We start from the raw sequence: 12605 nt of genomic DNA, 5'->3' as shown, positions 1-12605 counted from the left end.
GGAAGAGCCGCGAGTGGTGGTGAACGACAAGCGGCGCATCGACCCGGCCACCGGGCAGCTGCGCGGGGAGGGTCCCTTCCCGGGCGGCCCCGGTGCGGGGCCGGGTGGCGACCCGGGTGATCCGTTCGCGGCGTCGCAGCCGTTGAGCGTCACGCCGGAGCCGTCGGCCGAACTCGAGGCCGCCCGCCAGGAGGCCGCGGAGCGCACCGCGGACCTGCAGCGGGTGAGCGCCGAGTACGCCAACTACCGCAAGCGGGTGGACCGCGACCGGGAGCAGGTGTCGGCCTCCGCGCGCGAGCGCGTGCTGACCGAGCTGCTGCCGGTGCTGGACGACATCGACCGGGCGGACAGCCATGGCGACGTCACCGGCGCGTTCAAGGCGGTGGCCGACAAGCTGCTGGCCACCGCGCAGCGGCTGGGCCTGCAGCGCTTCGGCGCCGAGGGCGAGCCGTTCGACCCGGCGCTGCACGAGGCGGTGCACTTCGCCACCTCGCCGGCGGCGACCGAGCAGTCGGTGGCGGCCGTGCTGCGGCACGGCTACCGCGTCGGCGACCGGGTGGTGCGGGTCGCGGTCGTGGCTGTCGTCGGCCCGGGTGACGAGCCCGGTGCGGACGACGCCGTGGCGGCCCAGGAGGTCGTCGACGAGGATGCGGTACGGGCCGAGGCCTCCGCCGCGGTCGAGGACGTCGACCAGGCGGCCGGCGGCGGCGACCGTCCGGCGGCCGCGGGCGGCAGCGCCTGATGACCCACCGAGCCGACCCGGGCGCTACGGCGCCCGGGTCGGCCGGCTGTGCGGCCCGGTCTAGCGAGACGGGCCGCGTGGCCGACCGACCGACCCACCCGCGCACCGCCGCCGGAGCCCCGGCGGGCCCGGTGCGCCCCAGCACTGCTCCGGGAGGAGGTTCCGAATGAGCGCCAAGGACTACTACGAGAAGGACTACTACGCCGCGCTCGGCGTGCCGAAGACGGCGACGGCGGCGGAGATCAAGAAGGCGTACCGGAAGTTGGCCCGGGACCTGCACCCGGACAAGAACCCCGGTGACCGCAAGGCCGAGGAGCGTTTCAAGGACGTCTCCGAGGCGTACGACGTGTTGTCCGACGACACCAAGCGCAAGGAGTACGACGAGGCGCAGAGCCTCGCCGCGTCCGGCGCGTTCCGCGGCTTCGGCGGCCAGGGCTCCGCGCCCGGCGGTGGCCAGACGTTCGACATGAGCGACCTGTTCCGCCAGGCCGGCGGAGGTGGCGGCGCGGCCGGGGGCAGCGGCGGGTTCTCGGACCTGTTCGGCAACCTGGGCGGGCTGTTCAACCGCTCCGGCGGCACCCGGGCGCCGCGCGCCCGGCGCGGCGCGGACGTCGAGACCGAGGTGCGGATCTCCTTCGGCGAGTCCATCGCCGGCGTGACGCTGCCGCTGCGGGTGACCGAGCGGACGACCTGTGGCACCTGCCACGGGACCGGCGCCCGGCCGGGCACCAGCCCGCACGACTGCCCGGTGTGCCACGGCAGCGGCCTGGTCACCCGGAACCAGGGCAGCTTCGCCTTCTCCGAGCCGTGCACCAACTGCGGCGGCACCGGCTCGATCATCGACGACCCCTGCCCGACCTGCCACGGCGAGCGCACCGTGCTCGCCACCCGCACCCTGACCACCCGGATCCCCGCCGGGGTCGCCGACGGCCAGCGGATCCGGCTCGCCGGCCGCGGCGCGGCCGGTCAGAACGGCGGGCCGGCCGGCGACCTGTTCGTGCTGGTGCACGTCACGCCCGACGAGCTGTTCGGGCGCAGCGGCGACAACCTGACGCTGACCGTGCCGGTGACCTTCGACGAGCTGGCGCTGGGCACGTCGCTGACCGTGCCGACCCTCGGCGCCCCGGTCACCCTGCGGGTGGCCCCGGGCACCGCGTCCGGCCGCAAGCTGCGGGTCAAGGGCGGCGGGGTGAAGAAGAAGGACAGCACCGGCGACCTGATCGTCACCGTGGAGGTGGCCGTGCCCCAGAAGCTGTCGGCGGAGGCGCAGGAGGCTCTGCGCGCCTATGCGGCGGCGCAGCAGGCCGACCCGCGGCCCGCGATCATCCGGGCGGTCGCCCGGTCGCAGCCCGCGGAGCAGACGTCATGACCTCGCCCCGGGACTCGGCCGGGCGGTCCGGCCGCTCGCCGGAGCAGCCGCGCCCGGCGTTCGAGATCGACACGCCGGTGTTCGTCATCTCGGTCGCGGCGCAGCTGGCCGGCATGCACGCGCAGACCTTGCGGTCCTACGACCGTGAGGGTCTGGTGTCGCCCGGCCGCACCTCGGGCGGCGGCCGGCGCTACTCGCAGCGGGACATCGAGCTGCTGCGCGAGGTGCAGAAGCTGTCCCAGGACGAGGGTGTCAACCGGGCCGGCATCCGCCGGATCATCGAGCTGGAGGCGCAGGTCGACGCGCTGCGTTCGCGGATCGGCGAGCTCACCGAGCAGGTCGCCCAGCTGCAGGCCGACCTGGTCGAGTCCCGGTCGGATGCCGCCAACGCGGCCGCGAACGCCATCGCCGGGATGCGACGCGACCTGGTGCCGTGGCAGCAGACGGCGACCGCGCTGGTCGCGTTCCCGGCGGCCCGACGGCCGCGCTGAAGCGGGTTGTCGACCCGGCTCGGCGCTGTTCCGGCATCCCGCCGGTTGACCTAAGACCGGCATTGCCCCGCGATGGGCAGGTGCCGACGGCGCTGCGTCGCTCGGACGGCACGTCGGTGTACCGGGTGGCCAAGGGCCAGCGGTACACCTCACCGGCGGTGCTGGACGCCGAACGCCGGCTGGTGCAGGCCTCCGGCCGCACCGACGGCCGGCGCATCACCGCCGCCGACGTGCAGGTGGCGATGCTCGAGTAGTCGGCGAACCACGAGGGCCGCACCCTCAACCACGGGCAGCCGCCTTGGTCAACGAGGTCGCCACCAGCGGCCGCCGAGTGCACATGGCCTTGGCGCCCGCGGGCACCGGCAGACCACCGTGATGGGCGTCCTGGCCCGCGCCTGGCAGTGCAGCGGCGGCCACGTCGTCGGCCTGGCCCCGCAGGCCTCCGCCGCCGAGGAGCTGCACGACGCGCTGCACCAGGTGGACACCGACACCCTGGACAAGCTCGTCCACCACATCAGCCGGACGCACAAGGACGCGCACCCGGAGTGGAGGAGCTGCTGGCCGCCGGCCTGGCCCGGCAGACCAGCCGCGGCAACCTCATCGACCCTTTCCGCAACCGCCTCATGCTGCCCATCCACGATGAGTCGGGTCGCCTCGTTGCTTTCATCGGCCGGGCGCACCCCCGCGAGGTCGACGAGCGCACCCCGAAGTACCAGGGCAGCGCCACCACCGACCTGTTCAGCAAGACCGACCTGCCCTACGGGATGACCCCCGACACCATCGACAAGCTGCGCCGTAGCGCGAGTCTGGCCATCGTCGAAGGGCCGATGGACGCCCTAGCCGTGAACGCCGCGGCGCGGCACGCCGGCCGGGAGCTGGTGGCCGTCGCCCCGCTGGGCACCGCGCTGACCGCGGCGCAGTTGGCCACTCTGGACCGAATCGCCCCGCTGGCCGACCGCGGGGTCGTCGTCGCGCTCGACAACGACCCGGCCGGTCAACGCGCGGCGGCTGCCGCCCACGACCTGCTGCTCGCGGCCGGGGTCACCGTTCCGCGCATCCCGAACCTGCCCGCTGGGCAGGACCCCGCCGACGTCCTGGCCACCGCCGGCGTCGACGCCTTGGCCACCGCGATCGGTCGACGCCGACCGCTGGCCGACCTCGTCGTCGACCAGGTCCTGACCGCCGCGCTGCGACCCGGTGACCACAGCGCCGAGGGGCGCCTGTGGGCGCTCAGCAGGGCCGCCCGAGTCGTCGGCCGGATGCCGTCCGAACAACGGGCGCGCCAGGCCGTGCGGGTGGCCCGCGCGCTCGACCTGGACTCGTTCCAGGTCCTGGACAGCATCCAGTCGCACGTCCCCTACGACCCCAAGCCGCAGGGGCCGCTGGGCCTGCCCAAGCCGCCCCGCGCGATGCGGCAGCGGGCACAGCTGTTGGCCGACAACGCGGCCCGCCTCAACGCGATCGGCTCTCGCCGCGACGCGACGCAGGCGGCTCGCCGTCGCCGGTTCGTCGACGACGGCCGCGACGAGGACCGCGGCGCCGAGGTCGACCGCGGCGCCGACACCGACTGGTAGTCGCGTGGCGCAGTCCCGACCGCGGTCTGGTCAGCGCGCCGTCGGGTCAGCAGGCAGTGCGGCGACCGCCTGCCGCAGCGCCGAGAACCGCTCGTGCGTCAGGTGACCGGACCAGCGCAGCTCCGCGAGCGCCGCGTAGCGGTCGCCCTTGGTCGGCCAGTGATGCCACGCCCGTCCCGCGCGTCTGGCTCCGCCGACGGAGCCACCCGGTCCCTCACTGCCGCCCTGACCTGTCCGGTCACCGCCACTCACCGAGCTGTCCTCCCGACACGTCCAGCCAACCGATCACGCGCAGCGGTGATGCTGGCACGCCTCACGGTGGTGGGCAGCGGCCGAGCTGAGGGACGACCCGGCTGCACACGGCCGCCACTCGACGCGGGCGGCTCGCGGCCGTCGCAGCGACAACCACGTCACCCGTCCGACGCCGCCGCGGCCGGGCTACGCCGCGACGCCGGCCCGGTAGTCGAAGCGCATGACGGCCCGGCTCGGGCTGTCGGCGACGGCGCCGTGGCGCTCGTAGTAGGCGGCCACCGCCTCGTTCGCCGGGTTGAACAGCACCACCGCGCCCGTGCGCTGCCACTCCTCCTGCAGCGCGCGCAGCAGCCGGCTGCCCTCACCGGCCCGCGCCCGGACGAACGCCGACATCACCAACACCGGCGCCCCGGAGGCTGCGGCCAGCTGGCGCTGCCGGGCGGACAACGACCGGACTTCGGGGCTGCGCGCCAGACGGACCAGGCGCACGCCCAGCTCGAGCAGCAGCGGGGCGGTGACGATCACCAGGGCCGCGACGGTCGCCCAGCCCGCGGACAGCGGACCCAGCAACGCCGCCGTCAGCGGGAGCGCGACGGCTACGACCACGGCCAGCTGGGCCAGCAGCAGCGCGACGGCCGTCAGCACCACCGGCCGGCTCATCCGCGGCGACGTGCCGTCGGTCAGCGTCATCGACGCCCCGTCCAGCCGGCGCAGACGCCCCCAGTTCAGCGCGACGATCATCGTCTCGAACGGCCACAGCCACGCTGCGATCAGCGCCCCGGTCCATGAGCGCGCCCCGCGGTTGAGCAGGTTGAACGACCGAGCTCGCCGCCACCCGATCCGGGCGGCCTCGATCGGGCCGGCGCCGCGGGCGGCGGTCAGCGGTTCGCGCAGCGAGTCCTGCGCCGTCACGTCCGCGCCGGCTCCGCCGGCGCCGGGGCGGGGGCTGGGGCCGGTTCGGCGGGCAGCACCGGTGCAGTGGTCGGCAGCACCTCGATGCGTCGCTGCGGTTCGCCGATGTCGGCCATGGTCACGCTCCAGTCGTCGGGGAGGGGGGAGGCGGGGGAGTGATCAGGACGGGCACGACACCGCGGCGGCCGCGGCGGCGCTCGCCGGAGGTCAGCCGTTCAGGTGTCCAGTCTCGCCGGTCGCTCAGGCCCGGGTGCGCGCCCCGGGCGGCTCCGAGCGGGGTCGGCGCGCTCGAGGGGGCGAGGGCCAGCATGAAGCGCTCGATGCCCAGCAGCAGCGCCCACAGCGCCACCGACGTGGAGATGCCCGCGGCGGGGATCGACTGGCCCATCAGCGCGGATGCGGCGGTGCCGGCGGCCAGGAGGGCGCTGGCGGGCCGCCACAGGCGGAGCGCCGGCCGGCGGGGAGTGATCAGCAGTGGGGGACTGGCTCCCGTGGCCAGCAGCGCGATCATGTGCGTCGGGGACTCGCACAGCATCACCACCACGGCCAGGACCAACAGCACCGCGGCCAGCTGCGCCATCACGACCGCCGCCGACACCGCAGCGGCCCCGGCGGCCAGGACGCACAGCACCGCGGTCAGCACCGCCACCGCGGCGGCCCACAGCCCGGCTCGGCGAGCTCCCGGCAGGCGCGGGCGGGTCAGGCTCGACCACCACGAGCGGGTGGCCCGCGCGAACGCCGCCGACCGCGGCCGTCGCGCCGGGACGAGCTCGGGGTAGGCGGCCAGCATCCGGTCCAGGTCGGTGTGGAAGCGCACGCCGGGCAGGTGCTGCCGCAGCAGCTCGACCTGCTCCGTCGGCAGACCGTGACGACCGTCGGCGGTCCAGACGTCGACGACCCGGCCGGCCTGAGAGCGCCAGCCCTTAGAGCCCTCGACGGTCTGGCCTTCCAGGGCGACGACCGTCACCAGGCGGCGAGCCGACCAGTACTGCAGCCGCAGATCCCGCAGGTCCCGCAGCGAGTAGATGCCGCAGGTGCAGCCGTCCGCCGGCGCCGCGTGACCGCGGCCGCACCGGGCGATGCACGTCCCCCTCGCCCAGTCCGCGCCGGTGAACGACAGCGGCAGCAGGTAGCCGTTGGCCGACACCCGGAACGTCCGCAACGCGAACAGGCCGACGACCGGCTCCGGTCCGCCCTCCAGCGACGTCACGGCCGCCTCCATCTCCACACGGGCCGGCGTCCGCGCCGGTTCCCCGCTCGACGGTGCCAAACCGCCGGCCGCGCAGCAAGGCGGTCGCCGGTCAGGCCGCAGTGCCGACCTCGACGACCAGCACCTCGCCCGGCGCGAACGTCGCCCGGACCGCCTCGCCGGCGAACAGCACCGACACCACACCGCCCCCAGCACCCTCGAAGCGGACCGAGGCGACCACCAACGGACGGCCCTCCCGGACCACCCGCTGACCGATCCGAAGACTGCCCGCCGGCAGCTGCTGCGTACGCATGGATCTGGTCTACCGCCATGCACCGACAGTCGGCGTGACCTGCCCTTATCCCACTCGACGGTGCCAAACCGCGGGCCGCCCGGCAAGGCGGTCGCCGGTCAAGGCCGCGGTGCCCGCCTCGACGATCAGCACCTCGGCCGGCAGGAAGGTCGCCCGGGCCGCCGTTGCAAGATCGACCCATGGCCAACGTCGATCCAGCCTTCGTCCATCTGACCAAGTCGGAATGCGCGAGCGACAGCACGCGGAACTGGTCCCATGCGTTCCACGAAGCCGGTCACGTCGTCGCCGCCTACCAACTCGGTGCCAACGTCCTCGAGGCAGCCCTGCTGCCGGACGAGGACTCCGGCGAGCCAAGCGGCTACACGAAGTTCACCTTTCCGGAGCTGGAATCCGAGAAGGCGGAACCGAAGATCGTCAAGGCGGCCAGGCCATGGGAACCGCTCGGCGCGGGATCGTCCGCGGAGGTGAAGGACTGGGTCGTGCGACACGCTGGAGGTGTCGCCCAGCTGCTGCTAGCTGCATTGACCGGCGGGTCCATTGATGAGGATGAGCTGCACCACGACACCCGCCAGGACCGGGCTATGTGGGAACCGCAGCTCTACGGGCTCACAACCGATGAAAAGGCTACGTGGACGGCCACCAGATACATCGAGACCTGGGCGCTGTTACTCGCCAGTCAGTGGCAACTCGAGCACGTAGCGCAATTGCTGCTGCGCCATGATGGCCATGCCGTCGACGGGGGTGTCCTCGTTCAGGCCATGAATCGGCAGCCGCCGGGCGGCCACCTCTGGACGCTGGCAGACTCGGTGGTGCTTAACCTCAACTATGCGCGAGAAATTGCAGTGCAACTGGGACATCCGACTTGGCCCACCGAAAGCAACTCCTACTGGGAGGCGCAAATCGCCGAGGCCGAGGAAATCACTCGCGAGCTCCCCTGAGCCAACGTGCCCGCTGACGGTGACACGGTGAGCTGAGAGCTAGAAGCTCCAACCGTGAGCGCGGACGAAGTCGAAGAACTTGATGCAACGCACCGCGTGTTCATCGGCCACATTGGGGATCTTCAAGTTGTGTTCCGAGGTACCTGGCCCCTTGCGTACTTCCTCGGTCACGATGACCGACCGCTCGGCCTTGGCGTGCGCGATGACGAACGGGTCGGCCTCGTTCACCTGGCCACGCACCCAGTCCGGATGGATCGCGCCGATCTCGGCGACGGTCAGCAGCTCCTCGTCCGTTACGTCGCAAGTGAACCCGTCGATGGCCTTCGCCCAGGCGTGCAGGTCGTCGCCTCCACGCTTGACCTCTAAAAGAACGGCCGCGCAGATACATATTTCATTGGCGCCGGCCGCTGCTTCGATGGAGTCCCACAGTGTTGCGAAGATGTCCCGAGGGTAGAGGCGCATCAGGTTTATAAGGATATTCGTGTCCAGGGTAAAGGAGCTGCTCACTCAGCTACCCCGGTTCTGTAGTACTCCTGCAACATCTGTTCGACCATCGGCCAGCGGGCATTTAACAGGTAGGTCGCATCGACCGCATCAATGCGTTGGTCCTCCAGTGCGTGCGCAATAGTCCCGATGTAAGTGCTGCCGAGATCACGGAACCGCAGCCGCCACGGCGGTACGAAGCCCTCCGACTGCTTCTGCCGATCTCGCACGGCTTGCCAAAGCTCCGCACTGCGCTGCCTGATAGCCTCGAAGTCTGTCGGACTGATAAGACCGAGGGTGCGGAGTCGAACTCCGGCCGCGAGCAGGCTCACTTTTAGCGCGTTAGCGATTGCCTCCGCTTGCTCAATCGGATCCGCGAAGGTCTCAGGATCAACGTGCTGCCGGACCAGGGCCTCAGGCATAAGGAAATTCGCCGCGAACCTGTTAGCAACAGCTTCCTCGCTGACGTCGTCGTCAAGCCCGCATAGTCCACTGGTCCGGTTGGCAAGATGCGCGAGTTCGTGGAACAGGGTGAATACCCGCGCGGTGGGGGAATCGGCCCCGTTTAATATTATGATGGGTAGCGTCTCGTGATAGATCGACAGGCCCCGGAAGCTGGCTAGAGTAATCCCGGTGGCTTGGAAAACCAAGAAAGACTGACTCTCTACTAAGCCGCGCCAGAAGTTGAGAACCTGATTGAGGGCCGCCTCCGGGGGAGTGAATCGATCAGTCAGACCGAAAGTTGCTCGGAGCTCAGCCGCTGCCTGGGGGGCAGAGTCGTAGGTGATCGGTGTCAGCTGCCACTCACGGGTGGGCGCGTCCGCCAGGTCGAGCATCGCCGCTCGGTGCTGCTCGGCGCGCTTCATCTCTCGTGCGAGCGCTGCTGGCACGTCCACAGTCCCATCGCGTCCGCGGAAGTCCGCGGTTTCGGGAACATCGGACCTGTCGGGAGGTGGTGCGAAGAAGAAGCCCAACGGGCGATCCAGTCGGGCGGCGATGAGGGTGAGTTGACGAAACGTCGGAGCGGCCTGCTCGGCCTCGAACTCACTGATCCGATCAGCAGACACTCCGGCCGCCCTGGCCAGTTCTTCGCGTTGAACGCGGCTGGCCGACCGTGCCCACTGGAGGGTCGACCCGTTGATCGGTGCTCTTGCCGCCACGGGCCTCCCTTCGGGTGCGGTTGACGGGATTCGGACTGTTCGGATCACATCAGGTGACGCGAGGGTCCCGCCGGGTGGGCCTACGGAAACTGGTTCAGCGAAGGCCGATAACGGACGTTATGTCAAGGTTAGGGGGGTTTGTCCGGTTCAGTGGGTCCTCCCCGGCCACGGGTACAGCGGTCCGGGACGCTCGGTCTCGGGGTTGCGGTAGGGCCGGTTGCTCTCGTCCCACAGGATCGCCTCGGGCTGGTGCTCGTGGCTGCCGCCGGCGTGGCCGCGGCCAGGACCAGGGCGAGGTTGTCGCGGTCCAGGCCCGGCAGGTTGTCGTTGAGCAGGCCGTCGTCCGACCCGAAGGACGCGGCCAGTGCGAGGATGCGCCGCTCGCCGCCGGACCAGGGTCCGCCGGCCGTGACCGCCTGGCTCAACTCGTCGAAGTCGATCCAGGCCCGACCGGAGTCCTCGACGTGCACCCATGGGTTGCCGGGTGCGGCGAAGCGGCCGCCGCAGGCCCGGATCAGCAGCTCGGTGGCCGCCTCGAGCGGGTACAGGCCGCGGGCCCACTCCCGGAGCGCGTCGGAGTGTGCTGCGGTGAACGCCTCCTGGTTCATCATGGTCTGAGCCTAGGGTCGGGGTCCGACAGCGACCTAGGTTCGGTGGGAGCCAACCTCGTCGTGCTCGGTGACGTCAGGCGCCGGAGCCGGGGATGTAGGGCTGGTGGTGCCAGCACCAGTCGCTCATCGGCCTGGCCGTCGTCGAACACCCGGGCAGCTTGCAGGTCGGCCGGCAGTCCTCCGAGCAGTAGAACTCCCGCGGCCGGGCTCTCACCGACACGTCGATGAGCGTCCCGCAGCCGCGGCACGTCACCTGCTTGGTTCGCTCCCAGCTCACGGCGGTCCGCCGCGCGCGCCGGGCGAGCGGAGCCCCTGCTGGTCCACCGTCGTCTCCTCCGGCGTCACGCACTCCGGCACTGAGACCGTCTCGGCGCAGGTCCGGCAGTAGTACAGGCGGTGCCCGGACACCCCTGCCTCGCCCTGGCACAGGCACGCCCGCCACCCGACGAGGACCCGCTGCGGCCCGAACGGGTGCCCGCTCGGACAGCCGGTCAGGCCCGGCTCGACCCACCGCCCGTCCCGCCACTCCCCCAGCATCGCAACTCGGGAGCTTAGTCGAACACACGTTCGACACGCCCGAGTCCCGACGATGGTCAGCTGCCCGGGAGGTCCTCCAGAGCGAGGTCGGTGCGGACCCGTAGGTAGCGCAGCCCGTGACGCCAGCCGTTGCCCTGACGCGCTGAGTCGGCGGCAACCTCGACGACCAGGGTCGGTTGCACCTTGGTGAGGGTGACGCGGTCGCGGCCAGGGCTGAATCGGTTGGCCAGCATCCGGTCGGGCCACGGGTGCCCGGGTGCGGCGGGGGTGAGGTGGGTGGCCAGGGCGCGGGCGTGCCGGTCGGTGAGCTGGCCGGTGCGGCCGACGATGGTCAGCTCGCCGTCGACGTAGAGGCCGGCCACGAGGGCGGCGGGGTGCTCGATGTGGCCGATGACGGCGCCGACGATGACCTCGACGGTCTCCCGCTGCTTGACCTTGATCCAGGCCCGCTCGCCGGGTGCGTAGGTGCCGTGGGCTGCCTTGGCGACGATGCCCTCGATGCCCGCGGGCCGGTCAACCAGGTCGCCGACAGCGCCGCCCTGACCGACGCCGGCCAACCCATCCGCTTCACCCCACACGACTTCCGGCGCCTGTTCTCCACCGACATCGTCGGTGCCGGCCTACCCCTGCACATCGCGGCCACCCTGCTCGGGCACCTCAGCCTGGAAACCACCCGCGGTTACACCGCCGTCTTCCCCGACCAGGTCCTGACCGCCCACCAGCACTTCATCGAACGACGCCGAACCAAGCGGCCGGCCGGTGAACTCCGGCCGGCGACCGACACCGAGTGGACCGAGTTCGAGAACCACTTCCTGCTCCGCAAGGTCGCACTCGGCGACTGCCACCGCCCCTACGGCACCCCGTGCGTGCACGAACACGCCTGCACCCGTTGCCCGTTCCTGGTCGTCGATCCCGCCCAGCTCGGCCGGGTCGAGGACATGACCGTCAACGCCCAAGCCAGGCTCGTCGAAGCCCGAGAACGGAACTGGCTCGGTGAGGTCTCAGCCCTCGAGCAATCGCTAGAACACCTACACCGTCGGCAACGTGAGATGACATCCAAGCTGCAACAAAGCGTCTGATCCGCCCGCAGGCAGATGGGCCCGGTAAGAGGGTCCCCGACCGGGGCGGCCACGGTAATCGACGAGACAATCGGGCGATGACCTCCAGCCCGACCACCCAACGCCTGATCCGCGACCTGGTCTACGACACCCTGCACCATCAGGGACGAGCTCCATCGATCGCTGAGCTCGCACGCCGATCCGGCGTCCCCGCCGACGCGGTTGCCGACCACCTGACCGCACTGGCCGCCGACCACGCACTAGTTGTTTGAGGCCATGACGTTGGTGACGCCGGCGCGGAGGCGTGAGGCTGGGGGTCGGCCGCCGGCTGTGGTGTGGGGTCGATGGTAGTTGTAGTGGATGTTCCAGATCGAGAGTGCTCGTGCTCGTTGGGCTTCGGAGGTCCAGGTGCGGGCGTAGAGAAGTTCGTCGGCCAGGATCCGCTGGTAGCGCTCCACTTTTCCGTTGTGCCGTGGTGTGTAGGGGCGGGTCCGCTGGTGCCGGGCGGCCAGCGCGGTGGCGGTGCGGGTGAAGGCGGTGGAGCGGTAGTTGGGGCCGTTGTCGGTGATGACCCGCACGATCCGGCCGATGCCGTGGGCGGCAAAGAACGCCCGGGCGCGGGCGAAGAACGCGATGGTGGTCGCGGCGGTCTCGTCGTCCAGGGGTTCGGTGTAGGCCAGGCGGGAGAACCCGTCGACCGCCGAGTGCAGATACGTGTAGCCGGCGCGGGCGCCGCCGTTCTTGGCGGTCTTGGCTCGGCCGGTGGCCCGGTGCTGGGCCGAGCCGCGGCCGTGGGCGCGCCAGCCGCCGCCGTCGGGGATCCGGCCGACCTTCTTGACGTCCAGATGGATCATGTGGCCGGGGAACCGGGCCACGATCCTGCCCGGTCGGCGCAGGTCAGTGCCGTCGATGTCCAGGTGGCGGCGGTGGTTGATGCCCAGCCGGGCCAACCACCGCCCGACGGTGCGCACCGACA

18 protein-coding genes and 1 pseudogene are annotated in these 12605 nt (G+C 71.4%); 9 read left to right on the top strand and 10 right to left on the bottom strand.

Annotation, left to right across the window (positions count from 1 at the left end):
- Nucleotides 1–13: 13 nt before the first annotated feature.
- The 6 genes and pseudogenes from grpE to IEY37_RS18710 all read left to right on the top strand — a co-directional run bounded on the left by grpE (nucleotide 14) and on the right by IEY37_RS18710 (nucleotide 4176).
- Nucleotides 14–742 carry a nucleotide exchange factor GrpE gene (grpE, locus tag IEY37_RS18735; RefSeq protein WP_229674640.1) on the top strand — a complete coding sequence of 243 codons (729 nt, stop codon included), beginning with the start codon at nucleotides 14–16 and terminating at the stop codon, nucleotides 740–742.
- A gap of 166 nt (nucleotides 743–908) precedes the next feature.
- On the top strand, nucleotides 909–2111 hold the full coding sequence (gene dnaJ, locus IEY37_RS18730; RefSeq protein WP_188944351.1) for a molecular chaperone DnaJ: 1203 nt from the start codon (nucleotides 909–911) through the stop codon (nucleotides 2109–2111).
- Nucleotides 2108–2602 carry a heat shock protein transcriptional repressor HspR gene (locus IEY37_RS18725; RefSeq protein WP_188944349.1) on the top strand — a complete coding sequence of 165 codons (495 nt, stop codon included), beginning with the start codon at nucleotides 2108–2110 and terminating at the stop codon, nucleotides 2600–2602. The genes dnaJ and IEY37_RS18725 overlap by 4 nt, the downstream gene beginning before the upstream one ends.
- An 80-nt stretch (nucleotides 2603–2682) precedes the next feature.
- On the top strand, nucleotides 2683–2856 hold the full coding sequence (locus IEY37_RS18720) for a hypothetical protein (RefSeq protein WP_188944347.1): 174 nt from the start codon (nucleotides 2683–2685) through the stop codon (nucleotides 2854–2856).
- Between the two features lie 121 nt (nucleotides 2857–2977).
- Nucleotides 2978–3070: pseudogene (locus IEY37_RS22875) on the top strand (hypothetical protein); the annotation flags it as partial.
- A 77-nt stretch (nucleotides 3071–3147) separates the two neighbouring features.
- Complete coding sequence (locus IEY37_RS18710) at nucleotides 3148–4176, top strand: toprim domain-containing protein (RefSeq protein WP_188944344.1); 1029 nt, start codon at nucleotides 3148–3150, stop codon at nucleotides 4174–4176.
- Between the two features lie 438 nt (nucleotides 4177–4614).
- Here the strand turns inward: IEY37_RS18710 and IEY37_RS18700 are convergent, their stop codons facing one another.
- The 4 genes from IEY37_RS18700 to IEY37_RS18690 form a co-directional block, all read right to left on the bottom strand.
- Nucleotides 4615–5340 (bottom strand): hypothetical protein, encoded by a 726-nt coding sequence (locus IEY37_RS18700; RefSeq protein ID WP_188944340.1) that lies wholly within the window; start codon nucleotides 5338–5340, stop codon nucleotides 4615–4617.
- Nucleotides 5337–5462 carry a hypothetical protein gene (locus IEY37_RS22585; RefSeq protein ID WP_268238020.1) on the bottom strand — a complete coding sequence of 42 codons (126 nt, stop codon included), beginning with the start codon at nucleotides 5460–5462 and terminating at the stop codon, nucleotides 5337–5339. Before IEY37_RS22585 ends, IEY37_RS18700 begins: the two co-directional genes overlap by 4 nt.
- A complete protein-coding gene (locus IEY37_RS18695; RefSeq protein WP_188944338.1) occupies nucleotides 5459–6550 on the bottom strand; it encodes a hypothetical protein in 1092 nt (363 codons plus the stop codon). The genes IEY37_RS22585 and IEY37_RS18695 overlap by 4 nt, the downstream gene beginning before the upstream one ends.
- A gap of 91 nt (nucleotides 6551–6641) precedes the next feature.
- Nucleotides 6642–6842, bottom strand: a complete 201-nt coding sequence (locus IEY37_RS18690) for a hypothetical protein (protein WP_188944336.1) — start codon at nucleotides 6840–6842, stop codon at nucleotides 6642–6644.
- 179 nt (nucleotides 6843–7021) lie between these two features.
- Between IEY37_RS18690 and IEY37_RS18685 the strand changes: the two genes are divergently transcribed.
- Nucleotides 7022–7780: a hypothetical protein gene (locus tag IEY37_RS18685; RefSeq protein ID WP_188944334.1), complete on the top strand. Its 759-nt coding sequence runs from the start codon at nucleotides 7022–7024 to the stop codon at nucleotides 7778–7780.
- A gap of 39 nt (nucleotides 7781–7819) precedes the next feature.
- Here the strand turns inward: IEY37_RS18685 and IEY37_RS18680 are convergent, their stop codons facing one another.
- The 5 genes from IEY37_RS18680 to IEY37_RS18660 form a co-directional block, all read right to left on the bottom strand.
- Entirely contained in the window at nucleotides 7820–8287 is a 468-nt protein-coding gene (locus IEY37_RS18680; protein WP_268238034.1) for a DUF4411 family protein, read from the bottom strand.
- Nucleotides 8284–9423 (bottom strand): helix-turn-helix domain-containing protein, encoded by a 1140-nt coding sequence (locus IEY37_RS18675; RefSeq protein ID WP_188944330.1) that lies wholly within the window; start codon nucleotides 9421–9423, stop codon nucleotides 8284–8286. The genes IEY37_RS18680 and IEY37_RS18675 overlap by 4 nt, the downstream gene beginning before the upstream one ends.
- 128 nt (nucleotides 9424–9551) lie before the next feature.
- Entirely contained in the window at nucleotides 9552–10034 is a 483-nt protein-coding gene (locus tag IEY37_RS18670) for a hypothetical protein (RefSeq protein WP_188944328.1), read from the bottom strand.
- A 73-nt stretch (nucleotides 10035–10107) separates the two neighbouring features.
- Nucleotides 10108–10311, bottom strand: a complete 204-nt coding sequence (locus tag IEY37_RS18665) for a hypothetical protein (protein ID WP_188944327.1) — start codon at nucleotides 10309–10311, stop codon at nucleotides 10108–10110.
- 316 nt (nucleotides 10312–10627) lie between these two features.
- Complete coding sequence (locus IEY37_RS18660) at nucleotides 10628–10933, bottom strand: ATP dependent DNA ligase (RefSeq protein WP_188944326.1); 306 nt, start codon at nucleotides 10931–10933, stop codon at nucleotides 10628–10630.
- A 12-nt stretch (nucleotides 10934–10945) separates the two neighbouring features.
- On the opposite strand from IEY37_RS18660, the gene IEY37_RS18655 reads away from it, so the two are divergent.
- Nucleotides 10946–11650: a tyrosine-type recombinase/integrase gene (locus tag IEY37_RS18655; RefSeq protein WP_229674639.1), complete on the top strand. Its 705-nt coding sequence runs from the start codon at nucleotides 10946–10948 to the stop codon at nucleotides 11648–11650.
- 77 nt (nucleotides 11651–11727) lie between these two features.
- Nucleotides 11728–11901: a LexA family protein gene (locus IEY37_RS18650; RefSeq protein WP_188944322.1), complete on the top strand. Its 174-nt coding sequence runs from the start codon at nucleotides 11728–11730 to the stop codon at nucleotides 11899–11901.
- Here the strand turns inward: IEY37_RS18650 and IEY37_RS18645 are convergent.
- A partial coding sequence (locus IEY37_RS18645; protein ID WP_188944320.1) for an integrase core domain-containing protein occupies nucleotides 11890–12605 on the bottom strand: 716 nt, incomplete at its 5' end. The two genes, IEY37_RS18650 and IEY37_RS18645, sit on opposite strands and share 12 nt — an antisense overlap.

The organism is Nakamurella endophytica (assembly GCF_014646215.1).
GTDB classification, from domain to species: Bacteria; Actinomycetota; Actinomycetes; order Mycobacteriales; family Nakamurellaceae; genus Nakamurella; species Nakamurella endophytica.
This window is presented reverse-complemented; position numbering and strand designations above follow the sequence as displayed.